We start from the raw sequence: 21,238 nt of genomic DNA, 5'->3' as shown, positions 1-21,238 counted from the left end.
CTCAGAAGTACTTGCTCCCCCTCTCCTTCTTCCGCTTCCTCATCACGAAGAGGCGATCCCCCGGGCGCAGCTCCTCGGGCACTTTTATGCTAAAGGGGATGCCGATCTCGTCGATGCGGCTCCTTCGCTCAGACTTGTCCCCGAGCAGCATCTGCTTCGCCTCGAAGAAGACCGCCCCGGTCGTCGGGCCGGTCACCAAGAGTCGCTCTCCCTCCTCGACATAGCCGGTCTCCAGCACCAGCTCCGCCACACCGATCTTCGTATAGTAGTGGGAGACGCGGCCGATGCCCACCTTCACCTCAGTCGTGTTGGAGCCATAGTGGTCGGTCCACTCACCGAGCCGCTGACCGAGGTAGTAGCCGTCCCAGAAGCCTCGGTTGAATACCGTAGCCAGTCGCTCGTCCCAGCCGGTTATCTTCTCCGCTCCGTAGCTGCCGTCTAAGTAGGCTCGTATCGCCTCATCGTAGCACTCGGAGACCGTGCGGACATACTCCGGTCCGCGTGCACGGCCCTCGATCTTGAAGACCCGCACGCCGGCATCGATCATCTTATTGAGGAAGTGGATCGTCTTGAGGTCCTTGGGCGACATAATGTACTTGCCGTCGACCGTGAGCTGGTCGCCTGTGGCATCGTCCGTGACGAGGTAGCGTCGGCGACAGATCTGATTGCACTCGCCCCGATTGGCAGACTTATTCATCTCCCCGAGGCTGAGGTAGCACTTGCCACTCACCGCCATGCAGAGCGCCCCGTGGGCAAACATCTCGATGCGAATCGGCTCCCCCTTGGGACCACAGATATGCTCCTCCTCTATCGCACGGTGGATCAGCTCCACCTGGTCCAGCGTGAGCTCGCGGGCAAGCACCACGACATCAGCGTAGCGGGCGTAGAAGCGGAGTGCCTCGACATTAGAGATATTGAGCTGAGTGCTGAGGTGGACCTCCACCCCCTGCTCGTAGGCGTAGGCCATGGTGGCTATGTCGGTGGCGATGATGGCTGAGATGCCGGCGGCCTTAGCGGCGTCGATGATCTCGTGCATCCGCACCATATCCTCGGGGTAGATGATGGTATTGACGGTGAGGTAGCTCTTCATCCCGTGGTCACGGAGCAGGGCTGCCACCTCAGGCAGGTCCTCGAGCGTGAAGCTCTTGGAGGAGTGGGCCCGCATATTGAGCCCCTCGATGCCGAAGTAGGCGGCATCGGCACCACCCTGGATCGCTGCCATGAGCGACTCCCGGCTGCCGGCCGGTGCCATGATCTCGAAGTCTTTTCTTTCCATTACTATCCTTTTGCTTAAATGGCAGGCAGGCTCATGCCGGTAAACTTGCGGTAGAGGTCGAGGGCGTAGACATCGGTCATGCCGCTGATGTAGTCGAGGGCGGACTGGATCTTGCCGTAGAGCGTTGGCGACGACATGTCGTACTGGGAGGGGATGCGATTAAACCAGAGCTTGGAGTAGGCTCTCTCCGGATGACGCTGTGCCTCGATCAGGTTGTCCAGGAGTGAAGAGAAGATCCGAAATCCCGCCAGCTCAATGTCGAGCACCTCGCTGGCGTAGTAGATGCGGTCAAAGGCAACCTCCCGCGCCTCCCTGTACGCCTCCCGCTGTCGCTCCTCCATGGCACCGATCAGGCTGCCGTGGAAGGTGCCGCTCAGGATCTCCTCCCGGTGATCGAGGAAGGTGTCGATGGCGGAGAGGGTGAGACGATTGACCACCTTGCCGCGGAGGTAGGCGATCTGCTCGTTGTCGTCCGAGAGCCGACTGATCACCCTGCCGGCCTCCTCCCGCTCCGTGTCGGTGAGGAAGGGGTAGAGCAGCTCGGTGCACTCCTCCTGCGAGAGGATCTTAAGCTTGTATGCATCCTCGAGATCCATGATCTGGTAGCAGATGTCGTCCGCCGCCTCGACCAAGTAGACCAGTGGGTGACGGGCGTACTCAGGGTGCTCGCTCTCCTCGCTGAGAGCCGGCAGCCCGAGCTTCCGCGCCACGCGGTGTAGTGTCTCCTCCTCGCTGGCAAAGCAACCAAACTTCCCCGTCTCACACTCCTTGGCGGAGGTGTACGGGTACTTGATGAAGGAGCCTATCGTGGCGTAGGTGAGACCGTAGCCGCCGGGGCGTCTGCCGCAGAAGGTGTGGGTCAGTAGGCGGAGACCATTGGCATTGCCATCGTAGTGGACAATGTCTGTCCAGCGGCCGCCCTCCGTCTCGAGGCTCTCCCGCCAGCGGGTGCCGGCACCCTCGGTGAAGTAGGCGTGGATGGCCCGCTCACCGGCGTGACCAAAGGGGGGATTGCCCATGTCGTGCGCCAGGCAGGCAGCGGAGACGACGGTGCCGACGTCGGAGAAGTCGAAGGGCAGCTCCGGCTCCTCAGCCTTGACAGCACGACCGATGGCATTGCCGAGCGAGCGACCGACGCAGGATACCTCGAGCGTGTGGGTGAGGCGGTTGTGGACAAAGATCTGCCCGGGGAGGGGGAAGACCTGCGTCTTATTTTGCAGCCGGCGGAAGGGGGCACTGAAGATCAGTCGGTCGTAGTCCCGCTGGTAGTCGGTTCGCCCGGGTTGCTCGGCTGCCGACTCCTCCTGCCCGAAGCGCTCACTCGCCATGAGTCGCGCCCAGTCCATCCGCTTTCTCTTATCCTCTGTCATGGTGCTCAGAGATTTCGCTCCCTCAGGAGGTCGACAAAGTGGCGCACACCGGCTGAGGCGCCCTCGTGGATCTGCTCAAAGTCGCCCGGCACTGGCACCGGCTTGGGGTCGATGAGGAACTTCGGGATCCCGCTCGGGGCGCAGGTGGAGAGACCGGCGGCGGGATAGACGACGAGGCTGGTGCCGATGATGAGGAAAATGTCTGCTGCAGCGGTGGCGCGGATCGCATCGCTCATGCGGGGGACCCCCTCACCGAAGTAGACGATGAAAGGACGCAGTCGTCGCCCACTGCGGTCGGTGGCATCAATAGCCATCTCCAGCTTGCCGTCCGGGAGAGGGAGCGGCGTCTCGGGGTCGTCCATGGTGCAGCACTTCATCAGCTCGCCATGGAGGTGGATCACGTGGCTGCTCCCTGCCCGCTCGTGGAGATCGTCGATATTCTGCGTCACGATGGTGACATCGTAGTCCTGCTCCAGCTCTGCGAGGAGCTTGTGTCCGGCATTGGGCTGAGCGGCAGCGCAGCCGAGGCGGAGCTTATTGGCGAAGCGGATGCAGCGTGCCGGGTCGCGCAGGATCGCTTCATGGGTCGCCACCTCGGCGACAGGCTCATTTTCCCACAGCCCGTCCGCGTCGCGGAAGGTGCTGAGCCCACTCTCGGCACTCATGCCGGCACCGGTCAGCACCACTAATCTTTTTTTCTTTCCTTGACTCATAGTCCTTGTCTCTCAGAAGTCTCGGGGCTCGCTCCCCATATAGATGTCGAGGATCCCCCCGCAAGCGATGTCCTCATAGTCGAGGTAGCGCTTGGTGTAGTCGCCACCATTGAGCCGGATCCTCTGGATGTAGATATTCTCCGCACTATTGTCGTGCACGCGGATGGTGAAGTGCCCGTCTCGCACGCTCAGCTCTGCCGCATCGATGATCGGGCTACCGAAGTAGTAGCGCCCGCCCGCCGGCTCCACCTGGTAGAGCCCGAGGGCGGTGAGGAGGTACCAGGCGCTCATCTGCCCTGCATCCTCATTACCCGACAGCCCGTCCGGTGCCGCATGGTACAGCTCCGTCATCACTTGGCGGAGGAGTGGTGCCGCCTTGGACTGCCTGCCGAGGACACTGTAGAGGTAAATGGTGTGGTGGCTCGGCTCATTGCCGTGCGCATACTGACCGATCAGGCCGGATATGTCGGGCGACGCATCGGCACCGGTGAGGTCGGATGAGATGGAGAAGAGGCTGTCCAGCTTGGCGATCAGCCGCTCCTCTCCGCCGAAGCAGCCCGCCAGCCCCTCCACATCCTGCGGGACAAGGAAGGTGTACTGCCACGCATTGCCCTCGCAGTAGTCATCGTCGCGGTGCTTGGAGGCAGTGGGGTCAAAGGGGGTGTGCCACTCGCCATCGCTGCCCTTGCCCCTCATAAAGCCGGTGACCGGGTCGAAGAGGTGGTGGTAGGACTTGCTCATCTTGAGGAAATAGGTGTAGTCCTCCTCGTGCCCAAGGTGCTTTGCTGCCTCAGCAAGGGCGGCATCGGCGATGGCGTACTCCATGTCGTAGGCGACGCTCTCGCCCATCTTGTCGTAGGGGATGTAGCCGTACTTGCGACGGAGATCCTTCCCCCGCTCATCGAGGAGGGCGGTCCTCTTCAGTTCTTGGTAGACCGAGTCGGGCTCGTCGCAGAGACCCTTCACGATCGCATCCGAGAGCACACAGATGCCGGGATCGCCCACCATAGTATTCGTCTCATTGGCATAGAAGTGCCAGACCGGCACCTTGCCCCCCTCGCGCGAGATCGCTGTCATTGTGCCGACGATGTCCCTCATTCGGTCGGTCTGTGTCAGCGTAAAGAGCGGGTGATAGGCTCGGTAGGTGTCCCATAGGGAGAAGGTCGATCGGGTCGTGTAGCCCGGGTCGGCGTGCTTCGCCAAGTCGGCACCGAGGTATGACCCGTCTGTGTTGCTGTAGTCGGAGGGGGTGAAGAGGGTGTGGTACAGGGCGGTGTAGAGGGTGACGAGGGTGGCAGAGTCGCTCGCTGCCATACGCATCCGACCCAGCTCCTTCTCCCACGCCTCGTCAGCGGCCTTGCGGATGCCGTCGAAGTCCCACCCGGGGCACTCGGCTGCCATATTGGCCCACGCATCCTCGGTGGAGGTAGGAGAGAGGGCGACCTTCAGGAGGACCGGCTCCGTCGGCTGAGCCAGGTGGATGTAGGCGTAGTTGTAAGGCACGTCGCTCTCCTTTCCCGGCGTGGGGCTCGTGCCGTAGTCGATGGAGCGGATCGGGGTGGAGAGCTCAGCAGCGAAGTAGACCCGCTGATCCTTTGCCCAGCCGGTGGAGTAGCGGTAGCCCTCCACTCTCGTCTCGCTCACTTGCTTTACCTCGCCCTTGGTGAGGCGGTCCCAGTTTCCTCCATTGGCAAGGTCCCAAATAATCGCCGGCTGCTCTGCTCCCTCGGGGAAGGAGTACCGATGTAGTCCCACCCTGCTTGTCGCCGTCAGCTCTACGTCGATGCCGTATCGGGTGAGCCGGGTGGCATAGTAGCCCGGGCGGACCACCTCACGGCTCCGGTCGGAGTAGCTCCACTGCCCGCTCGCCGGATCGTCCGCCGTCCCTCGCCCCGGAGTCACCTCGCCCGTTACCGGCATCACCGTCAGGTCGAGGAGATCCCCGATGCCCGTCCCGCTCATGTGGGTGTGAGAGAAACCTATGATCGTGCTGTCAGAGATGTGGTAGCCGCTGCACCAGTCCCAGCCCTCCGTGACGGAGGTGGGACCGAGCTGCACCATCCCGAGCGGGACACTCGCCCCGAGGAAGACGTGCCCGTGACCCCCTGTCCCGATCCAGGGATCCACAAGGTCGGTTAGCTTGGTCGGGTAGTCGGGTGCCCCCTCTTCTACGGTCTTGCTGCAGCTAAGTGTCAGCAGTAGGGTCATTACCGCCGGGAGGGTGAGGATTTTCTTATAGTTCATAGGTGAAATAAATCTTGGGTGTCGTCACTTGCCTCTGAGAGGCGTAGGGGGATAAAAATGTAGGCGTCCTCCTCCGTCAGCCCAAGGCTGCAGAGGTACTCGGCATCCACCGTGGCCATAATAGAGAGGAAGGGGATTGCCTCCTCCATCCCCTCGTGCATCGACGGGTGGGGGAAGAAGAGTGGTCGCTCCGGTTCGTCCGGATCTAACTTGGGCGGAGCCTCCAGCCTGTAGAGCTTCTCTGTCCCGCGACTGTCTCTCAGTAGGCAAGCCTTGAAGGGCCTGGGTGTGCGGGTGTCCGCATCGAGTGGGCTGTCTGAGGCGGCTTGCCGGTAGAGCTGATCCATATTCTCGTCATCGTAGCGCAGGAGTATGCCGGGGATCCTCCGCCCTGAGAGACTCTCCATCGTCTCATCACCGACCCGGATCATCAGCAGATCCTCCGGGAGGATGCCCTTCTCCTTCATCTCCATCTGCGTCGCCTCGCCCACGTCCGACCGGTCATCAATGATGGCGAAGAGCTCCTCCGGGATCGCTTCGGACCGGCGTCTCTCCTTCTCCTCCCCACGGGGGTCCTCATCTGCGAGCACCTCACCGGTCATCAGAGCGACGATAGGCATGCCATCCATATAGCCGTCTCGGTAGGCCTGAAGGGCGATGTCATCCCCCAGGCTCTCCAGCAGGCTCTGCTCCTCATCCGTGGTCCATATCAGCATGGGGTAGAGATCCCGCAGCCCGGGGATGTCGGACTGTGGCAGAGATAGGAGCAGCCGACGTGGCTCGGCGGTGTCATCGGACTCATAGAGGACCGCGCGGAACTTGCGGGGAAGCACACTGTAGCCTGCACTCCGCTCCTTGCGGTCTGCCATGGAGACCAATTGACGAAAGTACTCCTCGGTCTGCATGAGGATCTCGAAGCGGCGCTGCCCGAGGGCAAACATATCAAGCCGCTGATCCGGGCGGGTCAGGTAGAGTACCTGATCGGGCCAGATGTTTTGCGATCGGAGGGTCTTCCTCATCTCCGGAGAGAGCACTTGGAGGACATTTGCCATTGAGTGGGGGCTGTGTAGTGTGATGGTCTGAGTAGGACTGCCGATGCGGTCCTTCTCGCAAATATACCCTTACTACCCGCCACCTCCAAAAAAGTGAGAGCGCCCACGGATAAAAATCATCCGCAGACGCTCTCGGGGGAGGGAGAGCCGAAAACGAGACTCGAACTCGTGACCTACGCATTACGAATGCGTCGCTCTACCAACTGAGCTATTTCGGCAAGGGTCGGCCTCTTCGCCACCCGCCCCACCTCTCACTGGGGGTAAGGCTCCGCAAAGGTACGAAATTATCTCTCTCCGGCAATGTACCACTTCCACATCGCTATGCGAATTAGCCAGCGCGTGGGCGACGGCGGTGAGGTCTTAACATTAGTTGGCGAGGGGGATTTTTTAGTGTACCTTTGCTGTGAGCTATGGTGTGATGCGCTCTCAGCCTGAGCTGCGCATCCCATCACAAGAGGGAAGTCCGGTGCGAGTCCGGCACAGTGCCCGCTACTGTATTCCTCCATTAGGCTGCTTGCCATTCTTTATTACCACTGTCGACTGAGTCGATGGGAAGGTACGCAAGCCAGGCCGGAGGTGAGTCAGGAGACCTGCCATGGCTGTAAGATAATTTTTCGGATCCCGCTCGGGGGCAGGTGGGTCGGATGGTTTTCATACACGTATGAGTAAGACATATCGTCTTATCCTCTTCGGTGTACTCTGTATGCTATTCTCTAATGTACTTGTTAGGGGTGAGGAGAAGATATTTGTGGAGAGTCCGCTCTTTGACTCCCTCGGTGAGGGAGAGAGAGGGGCGATACTGATGGTCCACTTCGGCACCACACACGACGACACTCGTGTGCGGACGCTTGACGCACTCAATCACGCGGTCGGAGCGGCTTTCCCCGGCATAGAGCTAAGTGAGGCCTACTCCTCGAGGATTGTCTGTAAGCGGCTCCGTGACAGAGGGATCGAGAAGCTCTCGCCGATGGAGGCGATGGATAAGCTCCGGGCGGAGGGGGTGACCCATCTGCTGATCGTCCCGTCTCAGGTGGTCTATGGGCTGGAGATGAAAGCCTTAGAACAGGAGGTGGAGCAGCGACGTGGCGACTTCCGGGAGATTCGCCTGACGACGCCACTCCTCTTCTACGAGAAGGACTACCGAGAGCTGATAGACCAGGTGCTGGCACCATTGGCGAAGGATAGGGATACCGCATACCTCCTGGTGGGGCACGGCACTTACGACAGCTCCACGGCGCAGTATGCGATGCTGGACCACTACCTGATGGATCGAGGACTCTCGCAGATCATTGTCGGCTGTATCGAGGGCTACCCCTACTACGATCAGGCGCTCAGGCGTCTCCGAGCCACCGGACTCCGGAGGGTCTGCCTTATGCCGCTGATGATGGTGGCGGGCGAGCATGCCAAGCACGACATCTCCGATGAGTGGGCCACCGCGCTGCGTGACGCGGGCTATGAGGTGACGGTGGATGCCCGAGGGCTGGGAGAGCTGCCCGAGGTGCAGGAGATGGTGGTGGAGCGGGCACGCTTCTTTGCTCACTATCGCCGTCTCCTGATCGGGGAGAAGAAAAAGATCTACGAGAAAACCGGTGTGAAGCTGAGTGCTGAGGATGAGTAGATTAATGAGTTGGGCGATCGGTCTCCTGTTGCTCCTCTGCTCCCTCGGTGCTGAGGCGACGGAGGTGCTGCGGGGACGCGTGACAGACATGGAGGGGAAGCCGATGCCGGGTGTCACGATCAGGGTACGGCCTATGCGGGAGAGCAATGTCATCGTGGCGATGATGACCAATAAGGAGGGGAGGTACAGCTTTTCTCTTGCCCCCGGCGACTATCGGGTGACTGCCGGGCTGATGGGCTACAGGGAGGAGACGAGGTCGGTGTCCCTCCCGATGAGAGAGACGGTAGACTTTGTCCTCAAGGAGGATCCAAAGCTGCTCGGCGAGGTGGTGGTGCTCGCCCCCTCGCACGAGCGCGCCTTACAGCATCAGGCGCTCTCCGCCATGAGTCTCGACGTCAGCTCCGTGATCTCCTCCCTCAGCAGTCTCAGCGACCTGGTGGGGCAGTCCTCCGGGGTCAATGTCCGTGGTCAGGGAGGGCTGGGCTCAGGCGTGGAGCTGTCGATCAATGGTCTCGGTGGTCAGGCGATCCGCTACTTCATCGATGGGGTTCCGCTCTCCTCCCGCGGGAGTGGCCTTAGCCTCGAGACGCTGCCGGCCAATATTGTCGACCGAATAGAGATCTACAAGGGCGTGGTCCCCCCGGAGCTGGGGATGGATGCGCTCGGGGGTGCGGTGAATATCATCACTAAGAAGAGCCGGACGAACTTCTTGGATGCCTCCCTGAGATTTGGCTCCTTCGGCACCATCGGTGCAGATCTGCACGGACAATACCGCCATGCAGCGAGCGGGCTTACGCTTCGCCCCACGCTGAGCTGTCTCTCCAGTCGGAATAACTATACGATGAAGGGGGTGTCGGTCTGGGATGAGGAGGCGTACGACTTCGTCCGGAGGGACCTCCCGCGCTTCCACGATGGGTACCGCACCCTCACCGCCGGGGTGCAGCTCGGGGTGACTCAGGTGCGGTGGGCCGACGAGGCGCTCCTCGGGGTACAGTACACCGGGAGTGACAAGGAGATCCAGACCGGGTTTATGCAGACCCTCGTGATAGGCGAGGCGACTAGGCGACGGTCCGACCTGAGCCTCACTGGCAGGTATGCCAAGAAGGATCTGCTGACCCCGGGACTGTCGGCTCAGATCGATGCCGCAGTCGCGAGAGATCACATGCTGCTCGCCGACACCACCTACAGGAAGTATGCCTGGGACGGCACCTCCGTAGAGACCAATTACAGTGAGGTGACCCGCCGGGGGAAGGCACTCCGTCACACGCTCCGTCCCGGTCTCTCGGCGCGGGTCAATCTCTCCTATGACCTGAGGAAATGGGGGAAGCTCAACTTCAATTACCAGCTCTCTGCGGTCGAGAACCATCGGTACGACGACTACGACACCTCTTTTGACGAAACGAAGGACCGGATGGCACGGCACATCCTCGGCCTCTCCTACGGTGGCTATCTCCTCGACGGCAGGCTCCATGCGCTCACCTTCGTCAAGGACTACCTCTACACCGTCTCCATCGGTCAGTCTGACCTCGAGTGGCTCACCGGCTCGACCGATGTGCCCTCCCACTTTACGAAGAATAACATCGGCTATGGCCTCGGGCTGCGGTATGCCCCGCTGGAGGCGCTGTCGGTGAAGGGCTCCTTTGAGTACGCCACGCAGCTCCCCTCTGCCCGCGAGCTGATGGGCAATGGGATCACCATTTATCCCAATTTCAAGCTCCGCCCCGAAAGGGCCTACAACCTCAACCTTGTGCTCTATGGTCAGACCTCCCCGGCGCAGAGTCACTTCCTCAATTACGAGGCGACGCTCTTCTACCGCGATGTGCACGACTTCATCCACCGGGTGGTCCATAGCGATGTGGAGAGCCAGTATGAGAATATCGGCACCTCCCGGATCGTCGGTCTGGAGGGGGAGCTGAGGTACACCTATGACTCCCTCCTGGACATCACGCTCAATGGCACCTACACCGATGAGCGGGACCGGACAAGGCAGGATCGCTACGGTAAGACCAATGCCACCTACGGCTACCGGATCCCCAATCGCCCCTGGCTCTACGGCAATCTGATCACCGGGCTGACCATGAGGGAGCCTTTTGGGATCAATATGAGCAAGATCCGGCTCAATCTCTCCCTCGGGTACATCAAGTGGTTTTACCTCACCTGGGCAGCTTTTGGCTCCCGTGAGTCTAAGGCGATCATCCCCAGCCAGTACAATCTCTCCGGAGGGGTCACGTGGTCCTTCCGGCACAATAGATACTCCATCTCACTGCAGGGCGACAACCTCCTGGATCGTCCGCTCTACGACAACTATATGCTGCAGAAGCCGGGACGCTCCGTCTACTGCAAGCTCCGTCTATTCCTCAATTAATCACGACATCATGAAGAAAAACTTCGCAACACTCCTTATCTCCTCACTCCTGACCCTCGGTCTCCTCTCCTCCTGCGGGGAGGACACGCCCAATCCCACGCCTACGCCTGTAGAGGCGGAGGGCTTCGACCTCTGGATACCGGTCAATGGAGCCACCGGCAAGACTTAGAAGGAGTATGACCAGAATATCATCGTCCGTGCCAAGGATCTCACGAAGGGGACGATCTCCATCACCGGGAAAGGCGCCGATACGGGTGGCACGGCACTCACTCCGCACATCATCTATAGGGACGGCTACTACTACGGTGTCTCGAGGGAGGGCAACTTCGGGAAGTTTGAGGTCGGTGCCACGGTCCGGGCGATCAAGGAGTTTCCACTGCCGATGATCAAGGATCGGCAGTTCTCCCACGCCTGGCTCGATCGGAAGACGCTCGTGCTGGTCGGCTCCACCGGTAAGCAAAAGGAGGTCTCCTGGGCGAGGATCGATACGCAGGAGATGAAGCTCCTCGACTCCGGCACACTGGACCTGAAGGTTCCGGCTGTGGATGAGATCTTCTGTGCCAGTGGTCTCCTCGGCTATCGCCGGTCGGATAATACACTCATCTTCCCCCACATCTACATCGCCAAGAAGCGCAGTGACCGAGCAAAGATGCTCCGCGGAGAGATCTACGTCGCCTTCATCGACGCGGCGACGATGCAGGTAAAGTCTGTCGACACCGATAAGCGGGCGGACTGGCTCGGGTCTATGTCCTTTGGGGACAATAGGACCTGCAGCACTTTTACCGACAAGGCGGGAAACTTCTACTTCGTGGCCGCCAAGATCCTCAAGGAGACGACGAAACCGAGCACCACAGCACAGCGGAGCCTTATCCTCCGCGTCAATAGCGGTGCCATGGAGACAGACAAGTCCTACGACGCGTACGATCAGCCTCGGGGCAAGATCATCGACCTTACTCCGGTCAGCGACGATGAGGTGATGCTCTACGTCCAGGATCCCAAGCAGGCTACGCCCGACAATCCCATCTGGGACTCGGTAAAGAATAGGTACGTCTTCTTCTGGCAGATCATGAACCTCCGCACCCATAAGGTACGCCGCATCGAGGGAGTGCCCCTCTCTGTCGGCAACTTCAGCCACTTCGCCGCACCCTCGGCAGGCAAGGTCTACCTCGGTGCTAATGTGGCGAGCGGCAATAGCTGCATCTACATCTACGACCTCAAGAGTGGCAAGGTGTCCAAGGGCGCTGAGCTGGAGGCCGGCTTTGAGATCGAGCGTATAGTCCCGGTCTATCGTACATCCATTAAGTAACTCACAATATCATTATGAAACTCAAGAATATACTCCTTACCCTCATCGTCGCTCTCGCGACTCTCTCCCTCTCCTCCTGCGAGGAATCGGGTAAGGATACTCCCAACCCTGCCGAGGAGATCGGATCGATCGACCTCTGGATCCCCCTCAATGATCTCAATGGCTCCATGAATGGCAAGGATGCTTACGTCATCCTGAAGGCGGACGACCTCTCCAAGGGGACCCTCAGCGTGGAGGGCAAGGGGGCCGACATCAGCGGCACATCCCTCACGTCCAATGTGGTCTACCGCAACGGCTACTACTACAGTGTCTCGAGAGCGGGCAACTTCGGGAAGTTCAGGATCACCGGCACCACGGTCGAGGTGATCAAGGAGTTTCCTACGAAGCAGGTGCAAGATCGTCGCTTTGCTCACGCCTGGATCAATGACAGCCACATCGTGCTGATGGGATCGGCCGGCGATAAGCGGGCGGTCAATTGGGTGCTCATCAATACCGACGAGATGCGGGTGGAGAAGGAGGGACAGCTCGAGCTGGAGGCTCCGCGGGAGAATGAGCAATTCAACACCAGTGGTCTCCTCGGCTACCGCAAGTCGGATAATACCCTTATCTACGTCTATGTCTACATGCCCAAGAGCAAGAAGTCCAAGCTCCTCCGGGAGCGTCGCGGCGAGTACTATGTGGCATTCATCGACGCATCTACGATGAAGGTCAAGAAGGTCGAGAGCGACAGCCGTGCCGGCTTTATCGGCTCCACTTCCTATGGCGACACGCAGACACGCCACACCTTCACCGACGCAGAGGGCAACTTCTACTACATCGCCTGCGACATCCTGATGGAGGATGGCGTCAAGCCCGGCTCCTCATCCTCGACCCGTCAGGCAAGTAAGCTCTTCCGTGTCAAGAGTGGCGAGACCGCCATCGACAAGACCTATGAGGGCTATGGTCAGGAGCGCGGTAAGATCGTGGACATGGCTCTGCTCAATGACAAAGAGCTCCTCCTCTACGTCCAGGATCCGAAGCAGGCCACGCCCGACAATCCCACCTGGAACTCAAAGACCAATCCCTACGTCTTCTTCTGGCAGGTGCTCAACTTCCGCACCCACACGGTGAAGCGTCTGACGGACATCCCGCTCTGCAGAGGATCCTTTGCTCAGGGAGCTGACGTGAGAGGCGGTAAGGCCTATATCGGTGCCAATGTGAATGCAGACCCCAGTGCCCGATTCTACGTCTACGACATCAAGAGTGGTAAGGTGACGAAGGGAGCCGACCTCGCCTCCGGCTACGAGATCAGCCGGGTCATGTCGGTGAAGTAATCCAATCCCCCGCAATGAAGCACTGGAAGCAACTGCATCGGATCCTCGGGACGATCCTCGCGCCGCTCTTTGTCCTCTGGCTCATCTCCGGGTCGGTGATGATCTTCAGCAGCTATCCCCGGCTGGGGGATGCGGCTGAAAGGGTCGCCGACACCATCCCGGAGCTGCTGCCACCCTTAGACAGCGTGAGGAGTCGCCTGCCGGAGGGGGAGCGCTGTACGGCGCTTGCGCTTGGCACCACCTATGGCGTCCCCACCTTTACCATCGAGACCGACTCGGGGACGAGGCTGACGCTGCGAGCCGATAGTACGCTCGCCCCGGTGGATCCCAAGGCGATGCCCGAGGAGTGGTGCCGGAGCTATGCGGCTCGCTTCAGTAGCTACCCGATAGCGCACATCGACACGCTCCGGAGCATCGACACCTGGACCGCCTATGAGCGGAATAAGAAGGAGCTGCCGATCTACCGCTTCGTCTTCGATGACCCGGAGGGGACGTGGCTCTACCTCTCGGGAAAGAGTGGGAGGGCGCTCCAGTGCTGCACCAAGCGAGAGCGGATCGTCTCCTCGCTGGGGACTGTCCCCCATATGTTCTACTACCCCGGACTGCGGAGCAATAGATCGCTCTGGGTCTGGGTGGTCAGCCTCCTCGGTGCGCTGGGAGGGGTGATGTGCCTCAGCGGGCTGGTGGTGGGGATCCATATGCTGATCCGTCACTACAAGCGCCGGCACCGTCTCGGCAGTCCATACCGTGGGACCTTCCGCTGGCATCATATCGCCGGTTGCCTCTTCGGTCTCTCCCTGATGCTCTTCGCACTCAGTGGAGCCTCCTCGCTCATTGACCTGTCGGACTTCCCGACACCGAGGCACGACAAGAGTCTCGCCAAGCGGTCGCGGGCGGAGGGTCCGGTCGACCTCTCCCTCTTTGCCACCGACTATCGTCTGCTCGCTGCACGGGGTGGGGTCACGGGGATTGCCTGGCGTCAGTACGGCACCAAGCCCTACTACGAGGTGACCTACGGAGAGAGGAGTGAGACCCTCGACGGGAGTGATCCGAGCCTGGCACCGCTGTGGCTCACGGAGAGTGATCTACGGAGCAAGCTGGAGCCGGTCTTTGGCAGTCCGATGAGGATCGAGCTGATCGATGAGTATGACAATTACTACGCCTACAATCGGGGAGACTACGAGCTGCCGATCTATCGGGTGAGCGTCGACGACGCAGATGGGAGCCGGCTCTATGTCAGCCCCACCGGTGGCTACTCGCGCTACTTCAGTCGCAACGACCGGCTGCAGAAGTGGCTCTACCCCTTCTGCCACAACCTGAGGTCAAAGTTCTTCTCCGAGCACAGCACGGTCCGCCTCGTGGCGATGCTGACGCTCGTGCTGGGCGGACTGGTGGTCTCCGTGACCGGAGTGGTGATGGGGTGGCGCTACCTGAGGCGGCTGACTCGACGAAAGTAAGGCTCTCATAATCTGTGACCTATGCTTAGTTATGCTACCGATACCGGAACTGCTGCTCGGAGAGCAGGTGGAGATGCCCTCAGACTAATACCGATATTAGATTTGTCTAATACCGGTATTAGAGAAGACTAATATCGGTATTAGACAAATCTAATATCGGTAAAAGAATTAGGGGTCCACTTCCTGCTGAGGGCCAGTCCTCCCGGGGCGGGTGACAGATGGACCCGGATCACGAGTTCTGCCGATCGCGGTAGATACCTGAATGAATGAGATATGATCGTATGAAGAGAGGAAAGATATATGTCGTCGGGATCGGTCCCGGCAGTCCGGAGCAGGTGACGCCTGCCGTGGAGCAGGTGCTTCGTCAGGCCGACGTGGTGGTGGGGTACAAGTACTACTTCCGCTTCGTAGAGCCGCTGCTCCACGAGGGGGCTGAGTGCATCGATACCGGCATGCGTCAGGAGCGTGAGCGGGGAGAGCTCGCCTTTGAGCGGGCGGAGGCGGGTGCCACCGTCTGCATGATCAGCTCCGGTGACGCAGGCATCTACGGGATGGCCCCGCTGCTCTATGAGATGCGGGATGAGCGGGGGAGTGAGGTGGAGCTGGAGACCCTCCCGGGGATCTCCTCCTTCCAGATGGCGGCGGCACTCCTTGGTGCCCCGCTCGGTCACGACTTCTGCTCCGTCTCTCTCTCTGACCTGATGACCCCCTGGGCGGTGATCGAGCGGAGGATCGTGGCGGCAGCGGAGGGCGACTTCGTCACCGCTGTCTTCAATCCCCGCAGCCGGCAGAGGTACTGGCAACTGACCCGCCTCGTGGAGCTCTTTCTCCTACACCGCAAGGGGGATACCCCTGTCGGCATCGTCTATCAGGCCGGCCGACCGGAGCAGAGGGTGCAGATCACCACGCTGGATCACCTCGACGAGGCGGAGGTGGATATGCTGACGATGATCCTGATCGGCAATAGTCAGAGCTACGTCTCCGGTGACCATATCGTCACGCCGAGAGGCTACTACCGCGAGGAGGAGCGAGAGGGCTCTGTCGGTGCCATGATCATGAGCGAGAGCTTCCACACCATCCTCCCGCTCCTCAAGCACGCTGACCGATACGATACCGGACACCTCTGGGCGCTGCTCCATGCGATCCACACGACGGCAGACTTTGAGATGGAGGAGCTGCTCCACACCGATCCCGAGGCTGTGCGGCGGATCTATGAGCGGATAAGCTCCGGCGCAGTCGACACCATCGTGACCGATGTGACGATGGTGGTCTCCGGGATAAGGAAAAAGGCCCTCGAGCGGTATGGGCTGGAGGCCAAGTGCTACCTCCACGACCCTCGCATCGCGGAGATGACGGCGGGCGGTAAGCTCACCCGCACGCAGGCGGGGATCCGTCTGGCGGTGAAGGATCACCCCCGTGCGCTCTTCGCCTTTGGCAACGCCCCCACGGCGCTGATGGAGCTCGCCGACCTGATCCATCAGGGGAAGGCTGAGCCGGCAGGCATCATCGCCGCACCGGTGGGCTTTGTCCACGTCTGTGAGTCTAAGCATATGATCAAGCCCTTCCGGGAGATCCCCAAGCTGATCATCGAGGGGCGCAAGGGCGGGAGCAACCTCGCTGCCACGCTCTGCAATGCGATCCTGAGCTATGACGATGCGGCGGCGATACGCCCCGGCAGAGACGTATGAAGGTCTTCCTCATCGGTATCAGCGACAGTCGGGAGCAGACGCTCTCGGAGGAGGTGCGGGAGGTGATCCGCTCGCACCGGCACTTCTCCGGCGGGCGACGGCACCACGAGATCATGCGCCCCTTCCTCCCGACGGAGCACGACTGGATCGACATCATCCCTCCGATAGATGATCAGATCCGCAGCTACGGAAGGTATGAGGATATGGTGGTGGTAGCCTCCTGTGACCCGATATTCAATGGCATCGGTCAGCGGATTATGGAGCTGCACCCCGAGGCGGAGATCACTCTCTTCCCCCACTTCCACTCGCTCCAGATGCTGGCTCATGCAGCACTGCTTCCCTATCAGGATATGCATGTGGTCTCACTGACCGGTCGTCCCTGGAGGGCGCTTGACGAGGCTCTGATCTGCGGGGAGCGGATGATCGGCATCCTGACCGACCTGAGGCACCACACACCTCGCACGATAGCGGAGCGGATGATCGCCTATGGCTATGACAATTACGTCGCTTACGTTGGCGAGCATCTCGGCAATCGGGCGGAGCAGAGGGTGACGCGGCTGTCGATCGAGGAGATGAGGGAGAGGGACTTCAGCTATCCCAATAACCTGATCCTCCTCCGCACGAGGACTCTGGAGCGTCCCTTTGGGATCCCGGATGAGTCCTTTGTCCCGCTGGAGGGACGCCCCCGGATGATCACCAAGTCACCGATACGGCTGCAGAGCCTGTCGCTCCTCGGGCTGCATCAGGCGCAGACGCTCTGGGATGTGGGCTCCTGCACCGGCTCTGTCTCGATAGAGGCTAAGCTGCAGTTTCCCCACCTCTCTGTGGTCGCCTTTGAGGTCCGTCCGGAGGGCGGAGCACTCCTGGAGACCAATGCCCGGAGGCTCCATGCCCCGGGGATCGACTTCGTCCCGGGGGACTTCCTGGACGCTGATCTCTCAGACCTCCCGACTCCGGATGCGGTCTTCATCGGGGGGCACGGCGGACGACTCCCTGAGATGATCCGGCGGATCTATCCGCTGCTGCCTGTGGGCGGGCGGATCGTCTTCAATTCTGTCAGTGACGAGAGCCGACAGCTCTTCCTCAGCAGCCTTGCCGATGTCGGCACCGGACTGTCGGAGGAGACGCTGATGGCTGTCGACCACTTCAATCCCATCCATGTGATGCAAGCAACGAAATGAAAGAGAAGAATGTAGCCATACTCACCATCTCCCGCGAGGGGAGAGAGATTGCCCTGCTGCTCAGGGATGAGCTCCCGGGTGTCACTCTCTACAGCACGGTGGAGGCGGAGGGTTTCCGCACCATAGCGTCCCTGCGGGAGGGGTGCCGGGAGCTGATCGGGGAGTACTCTGCGCTGATCTTCTGCTCCGCCCTCGGGATCTGTGTCCGGACCGTGGGCGATCTCCTGCAGGATAAGCACATCGACCCCGCCATCCTCTGCATCGACACGACGGGTCACTACGTGATCCCCGTCGCCTCGGGGCATGTCGGCGGAGCCAACGACCTCGCCCGTCGCATCGCCCATATCCTCGGTGGTGAGGCTGTCGTCACGACGCAGAGCGACCGCCGGGGGCTGTGGGCTCTCGATACGCTGGGCGAGGAGCAGGGCTGGCGGACAGAGCTGCTCGGCACGACGATGAATCACGCCATCGCCCTCTTCGTGGAGCGTCACCGGGTGGCACTTCTCATAGAGACACGCTCGGCGGGGACGGCACTCCTCGAGCGGACGAGGCCGGAGTGGGTCACTCTTTTCCATAAGGCGGAGGAGATCCGCCCCCGGGACTTTGACCTCCTGATCACCGTGGGGTGCCGGTACCACGACAAGCTCGATTTGCCACAGCTCTGCTACCGCCCGCCCCTCCTTCATCTCGGTGTCGGCTGCCGGCGCATGGCCGACCCGACGGGGGTGACCGACCACATCCTCTCGGAGGTGAGGGCAGGGGGCTTCTCCCCTCTCTCCATAGCGGACCTCTCCAGTATAGAGCTGAAGCGTGGCGAACCGATCCTCGAGGCGCTGGCAGAGCGACTGGGGGTGCCGATCCGCTACTACGACAGCGAGACGCTCGATGGGGTGAGCGTGCCGCATCCCTCGGAGCGGGTCGGTGAGGCGACCGGCTCTGCCAGCGTCTCCGAGGCGTCTGCCCTCACTTCCTCGGGAGGGGGCGAGCTGGTGATCGAGAAGCAGAAGGGGAAGCTGAGCGAGGGGAGTGACTTTACCTTTGCCCTCGCCATAGAGCGCAATGGAGTGATGAGAGGGCACATCGAATTTGTCGGCGCAGGACCCGGAGACCCGGACTTGATCTCTGTGCGAGGGAGACACTTCCTCGAGGCGGCTGACCTGATCCTCTACGCCGGAAGCCTCGTCCCGGTGGCTCTGACGGAGTGCGCCAAGGAGGGAGCGGTCGTCCGTAGCTCGGCGGGGATGGCACTCGGGGAGCAGATAGCCCTGATGAAGAGCTTCTACGACCGGGGGGCGCTCGTCGTGCGACTCCACACCGGTGACCCATGCATCTATGGCGCCATCGAGGAGCAGATGGCGATCCTCGACGAGGAGGGCATGGAGTACCACATCACGCCGGGGATCTCCTCCTTCCAGGCGGCAGCGGCAGAGCTGCAGAGCGAATTCACCATCCCGGAGCGGGTGCAGACCATTATCCTGACCCGAGGCAGCGGGCGCACACCGGTGCCGGAGCGGGAGCAACTCTCCCGGCTCGCCGCCTCACAGAGCACGATGTGCATCTACCTCAGTGCCTCGATCGCTGAGGAGGTGGAGAGGGAGCTGCTCACCCACTACCCACCGACCACCCCTGTGGCGGTCTGCTATAAGCTGACCCACCCCGAGCAGCGGATCTACCGCGGGGAGCTCAGGGATCTCGCAAGGATCGTCCGCGAGCAGGGGCTTAAGCTCACTACCATGATCGTCGTGGGTGAGGCGATAGGCAATCGTGAGGGGCTGTCTCGCCTGTACCACAAGGACTTTAAGCATCTCTTTCGCCCATGACACCCATCATGATCGTCTCTCTCGGCAGCGGGGAGCCGGAGGATATCACCCTCCGCGCATACTGGGCTCTGCAGGATGTGGAGCGCATCTACGCTATAGGTGAGGCGGCAGTAGAGATCATCCGGGCACTTCCCTCAGGACCGGTGCTGGAGAAGAAGGTGACCATACTCTCCGTCCCGATGCAGAGTGACCGGAGAGCAGCCGCCTCAGCCTACGAGGCACTCGCTGGTCAGCTCGAGGCGGACTGTCTCGCCGACATCTCCACCGCTCTCGTCACCATCGGTGACGCAGGGACCTACTCCAGTGCGGGCTATGTCTGCCGGCTCCTCAGGGAGAGGGATATGCCCCACTTCATCCTCCCCGGCATCCCTTACTACATGACGCTGCCGGCGTGCCTCAGCAGACCGCTGGTCCTGGGGGAGCAGTCGCTCCTCGTGCTCAGTCGGGTCGAGAGTGCGGAGCAGCTCCGGGAGGCGATCGACAGGGGCCGGGTGGTGGTCGTGATGAAGCTCTCCCGCTCGGAGGAGGCGGTACGGGACTTCCTCCGGACCGATCCTCCGGTCTCCATCCTCTATGGTGAGTACATCGGCGACGAGGAGCGGGAGCTGGTCACCGACAGCCTGAGGTCCCTCCCCGAGACCCCTTTCCCCTACTTCTCCCTCCTTATCATTAAGCCAAGCACGAGATGAAAATGCAGACCTATCTATATGGTGCTCTCTCCCTTCTCCTCCTTCTCCTCTCCTCCTGCGGGGGAAAGGAGACGCAGGGCAGGGAGGAGACGATGATCGCCGGTGACTCGCTCATCCGCTATGCCGAGGGGCTGAGGATCACCCGCAGTGAGGGCGTAACGCTGGTCGACATCTCCGACCCGACGAAGCCGGAGAGCGAAGTCTATCGCTACGCCTTAGTCCCCCGAGGGACAGATGCCGGCGGGGAGATCCCCGAGGGCTACACGCCGATAGAGGTGCCGGTGAGGCGGGTGATCGTGATGACGACGCTGCAACTCTCCAACTTCATCAAGCTCGATGCCGTCGACCGGGTCGTCGGTATGCCGAGTACCCACTTCCTCTTCAATCAGAAGATGCTCGACCGCCTGGCGGAGGGCAAGGCGCGGCGGATCGGGATAGAGGGAAACTTTGACTCCGAGCTGATCATGGCACTGGAGCCGGACCTGATCCTCGTCTCCCCCTTCAAGCGCGGAGGGTATGATGCCCTCAAGGAGCTCGACATCCCGCTCCTCACCTTCCTCGGGTACAAGGAGACCTCCCCGCTCGGTCAGGCGGAGTGGATCAAGCTCACCGCCCTCCTCCTCGGGAAGGAGGATCAGGCGGAGCAGACCTTTGACCAGATAGAGCAGCGCTATCACCAGCTCCAGAGTCTCATCACGCCCAACCTGCCCCGCCCGAAGATCCTCAGCGGTGAGCTGCATGGGGGCAACTGGTATGTCGTCGGCGGGGAGAGCTACCTCGCGCACCTCTTCCGCGATGCCGGTGGGGACTATTTCCTGAGGGACAATAAGGAGTCCGGGGGTTTTTACCTCGACTTTGAGACCGTCTACAGCCAGGCGGCGGATGCGGACTTCTGGCGGATCACCAATAACTACAAGGGCGACTACTCCTACGATGTGCTCGCACGCACAGACGCTCGGTACAGAGACTTCCGGGCGTACAAGGAGCGGAAAGTGCTCTACTGCAATCTCTCGGAGCGCCCCTTCTACGAGGGCTCACCGGTGGAGCCGGAGGTGGTCCTTGCCGACCTGATCCACGCCTTCCACCCCGAGCTGCTCCCCGACCATACACCCGTCTACTACGACCTCCTGACGAGGGAGAAGTGAT

At 61.0% G+C, this 21,238-nt stretch carries 16 protein-coding genes, 1 tRNA gene and 1 riboswitch; of the genes, 11 read left to right on the top strand and 6 right to left on the bottom strand.

Annotated features, from left to right (window positions below):
• Window position 1: 1 nt before the first annotated feature.
• The 6 genes from AC1EKE_RS02850 to AC1EKE_RS02825 all read right to left on the bottom strand — a co-directional run bounded on the left by AC1EKE_RS02850 (window position 2) and on the right by AC1EKE_RS02825 (window position 6,873).
• Complete coding sequence (locus tag AC1EKE_RS02850; protein WP_480308078.1) at window positions 2-1,276, bottom strand: peptidase U32 family protein; 1,275 nt, start codon at window positions 1,274-1,276, stop codon at window positions 2-4.
• Between the two features lie 14 nt (window positions 1,277-1,290).
• The gene (dgt, locus tag AC1EKE_RS02845; protein WP_480308263.1) at window positions 1,291-2,622 is read right to left on the bottom strand and encodes a dGTP triphosphohydrolase; all 1,332 of its coding nucleotides are present in this window, start codon (window positions 2,620-2,622) and stop codon (window positions 1,291-1,293) included.
• Between the two features lie 29 nt (window positions 2,623-2,651).
• Window positions 2,652-3,359 (bottom strand): NAD-dependent deacylase, encoded by a 708-nt coding sequence (locus tag AC1EKE_RS02840; RefSeq protein WP_480308077.1) that lies wholly within the window; start codon window positions 3,357-3,359, stop codon window positions 2,652-2,654.
• A gap of 12 nt (window positions 3,360-3,371) precedes the next feature.
• Entirely contained in the window at window positions 3,372-5,603 is a 2,232-nt protein-coding gene (locus tag AC1EKE_RS02835; RefSeq protein WP_480308076.1) for a GH92 family glycosyl hydrolase, read from the bottom strand.
• A complete protein-coding gene (locus AC1EKE_RS02830) occupies window positions 5,600-6,655 on the bottom strand; it encodes a hypothetical protein (protein WP_480308074.1) in 1,056 nt (351 codons plus the stop codon). Before AC1EKE_RS02830 ends, AC1EKE_RS02835 begins: the two co-directional genes overlap by 4 nt.
• A gap of 145 nt (window positions 6,656-6,800) precedes the next feature.
• Window positions 6,801-6,873 (bottom strand) — tRNA-Thr (locus tag AC1EKE_RS02825).
• Between the two features lie 176 nt (window positions 6,874-7,049).
• Window positions 7,050-7,267, top strand: a riboswitch (cobalamin riboswitch).
• Between the two features lie 49 nt (window positions 7,268-7,316).
• Here AC1EKE_RS02825 and AC1EKE_RS02820 point away from each other — a divergent pair.
• The 11 genes from AC1EKE_RS02820 to AC1EKE_RS02770 all read left to right on the top strand — a co-directional run bounded on the left by AC1EKE_RS02820 (window position 7,317) and on the right by AC1EKE_RS02770 (window position 21,237).
• Window positions 7,317-8,273 (top strand): sirohydrochlorin cobaltochelatase, encoded by a 957-nt coding sequence (locus tag AC1EKE_RS02820; RefSeq protein WP_480308073.1) that lies wholly within the window; start codon window positions 7,317-7,319, stop codon window positions 8,271-8,273.
• A complete protein-coding gene (locus tag AC1EKE_RS02815; RefSeq protein ID WP_480308071.1) occupies window positions 8,266-10,638 on the top strand; it encodes a carboxypeptidase regulatory-like domain-containing protein in 2,373 nt (790 codons plus the stop codon). The genes AC1EKE_RS02820 and AC1EKE_RS02815 overlap by 8 nt, the downstream gene beginning before the upstream one ends.
• Before the next feature lie 10 nt (window positions 10,639-10,648).
• Window positions 10,649-10,807, top strand: coding sequence for a hypothetical protein (locus AC1EKE_RS02810; protein WP_480308070.1), 159 nt, complete (start codon window positions 10,649-10,651; stop codon window positions 10,805-10,807).
• 213 nt (window positions 10,808-11,020) lie between these two features.
• On the top strand, window positions 11,021-11,944 hold the full coding sequence (locus AC1EKE_RS02805) for a hypothetical protein (protein WP_480308068.1): 924 nt from the start codon (window positions 11,021-11,023) through the stop codon (window positions 11,942-11,944).
• Between the two features lie 14 nt (window positions 11,945-11,958).
• Window positions 11,959-13,257: a hypothetical protein gene (locus tag AC1EKE_RS02800; protein WP_480308067.1), complete on the top strand. Its 1,299-nt coding sequence runs from the start codon at window positions 11,959-11,961 to the stop codon at window positions 13,255-13,257.
• Between the two features lie 14 nt (window positions 13,258-13,271).
• Window positions 13,272-14,714, top strand: a complete 1,443-nt coding sequence (locus AC1EKE_RS02795; RefSeq protein ID WP_480308066.1) for a PepSY domain-containing protein — start codon at window positions 13,272-13,274, stop codon at window positions 14,712-14,714.
• A gap of 281 nt (window positions 14,715-14,995) precedes the next feature.
• Window positions 14,996-16,402 (top strand): precorrin-3B C(17)-methyltransferase, encoded by a 1,407-nt coding sequence (cobJ, locus tag AC1EKE_RS02790; protein WP_480308065.1) that lies wholly within the window; start codon window positions 14,996-14,998, stop codon window positions 16,400-16,402.
• Entirely contained in the window at window positions 16,399-17,583 is a 1,185-nt protein-coding gene (gene cbiE, locus AC1EKE_RS02785) for a precorrin-6y C5,15-methyltransferase (decarboxylating) subunit CbiE (RefSeq protein WP_480308064.1), read from the top strand. The genes cobJ and cbiE overlap by 4 nt, the downstream gene beginning before the upstream one ends.
• Window positions 17,580-19,403: a precorrin-4 C(11)-methyltransferase gene (cobM, locus tag AC1EKE_RS02780; RefSeq protein ID WP_480308063.1), complete on the top strand. Its 1,824-nt coding sequence runs from the start codon at window positions 17,580-17,582 to the stop codon at window positions 19,401-19,403. The genes cbiE and cobM overlap by 4 nt, the downstream gene beginning before the upstream one ends.
• A complete protein-coding gene (locus AC1EKE_RS02775; RefSeq protein WP_480308062.1) occupies window positions 19,400-20,092 on the top strand; it encodes a precorrin-2 C(20)-methyltransferase in 693 nt (230 codons plus the stop codon). The genes cobM and AC1EKE_RS02775 overlap by 4 nt, the downstream gene beginning before the upstream one ends.
• On the top strand, window positions 20,089-21,237 hold the full coding sequence (locus AC1EKE_RS02770; protein ID WP_480308061.1) for an ABC transporter substrate-binding protein: 1,149 nt from the start codon (window positions 20,089-20,091) through the stop codon (window positions 21,235-21,237). The genes AC1EKE_RS02775 and AC1EKE_RS02770 overlap by 4 nt, the downstream gene beginning before the upstream one ends.
• Window position 21,238 lies beyond the last annotated feature (1 nt).

The organism is Porphyromonas sp. C0041D3 (assembly GCF_056590575.1).
The sequence above is the reverse complement of the archived record's forward strand: the minus strand, read 5'-3'. Positions and strand labels throughout refer to the sequence as shown.

Excerpts from the sequence above, each read along its gene's own strand:
- AC1EKE_RS02850 (WP_480308078.1), bottom strand. The coding sequence starts at position 1,276 with ATGGAAAGAAAAGACTTCGAGATCATGGCACCGGCCGGCAGCCGGGAG.
- dgt (WP_480308263.1), bottom strand. The coding sequence starts at position 2,622 with ATGGACTGGGCGCGACTCATGGCGAGTGAGCGCTTCGGGCAGGAGGAG.
- AC1EKE_RS02840 (WP_480308077.1), bottom strand. The coding sequence starts at position 3,359 with ATGAGTCAAGGAAAGAAAAAAAGATTAGTGGTGCTGACCGGTGCCGGC.
- AC1EKE_RS02835 (WP_480308076.1), bottom strand. The coding sequence starts at position 5,603 with ATGAACTATAAGAAAATCCTCACCCTCCCGGCGGTAATGACCCTACTG.
- AC1EKE_RS02830 (WP_480308074.1), bottom strand. The coding sequence starts at position 6,655 with ATGGCAAATGTCCTCCAAGTGCTCTCTCCGGAGATGAGGAAGACCCTC.
- AC1EKE_RS02820 (WP_480308073.1), top strand. The coding sequence starts at position 7,317 with ATGAGTAAGACATATCGTCTTATCCTCTTCGGTGTACTCTGTATGCTA.
- AC1EKE_RS02815 (WP_480308071.1), top strand. The coding sequence starts at position 8,266 with ATGAGTAGATTAATGAGTTGGGCGATCGGTCTCCTGTTGCTCCTCTGC.
- AC1EKE_RS02810 (WP_480308070.1), top strand. The coding sequence starts at position 10,649 with ATGAAGAAAAACTTCGCAACACTCCTTATCTCCTCACTCCTGACCCTC.
- AC1EKE_RS02805 (WP_480308068.1), top strand. The coding sequence starts at position 11,021 with ATGATCAAGGATCGGCAGTTCTCCCACGCCTGGCTCGATCGGAAGACG.
- AC1EKE_RS02800 (WP_480308067.1), top strand. The coding sequence starts at position 11,959 with ATGAAACTCAAGAATATACTCCTTACCCTCATCGTCGCTCTCGCGACT.
- AC1EKE_RS02795 (WP_480308066.1), top strand. The coding sequence starts at position 13,272 with ATGAAGCACTGGAAGCAACTGCATCGGATCCTCGGGACGATCCTCGCG.
- cobJ (WP_480308065.1), top strand. The coding sequence starts at position 14,996 with ATGAAGAGAGGAAAGATATATGTCGTCGGGATCGGTCCCGGCAGTCCG.
- cbiE (WP_480308064.1), top strand. The coding sequence starts at position 16,399 with ATGAAGGTCTTCCTCATCGGTATCAGCGACAGTCGGGAGCAGACGCTC.
- cobM (WP_480308063.1), top strand. The coding sequence starts at position 17,580 with ATGAAAGAGAAGAATGTAGCCATACTCACCATCTCCCGCGAGGGGAGA.
- AC1EKE_RS02775 (WP_480308062.1), top strand. The coding sequence starts at position 19,400 with ATGACACCCATCATGATCGTCTCTCTCGGCAGCGGGGAGCCGGAGGAT.
- AC1EKE_RS02770 (WP_480308061.1), top strand. The coding sequence starts at position 20,089 with ATGAAAATGCAGACCTATCTATATGGTGCTCTCTCCCTTCTCCTCCTT.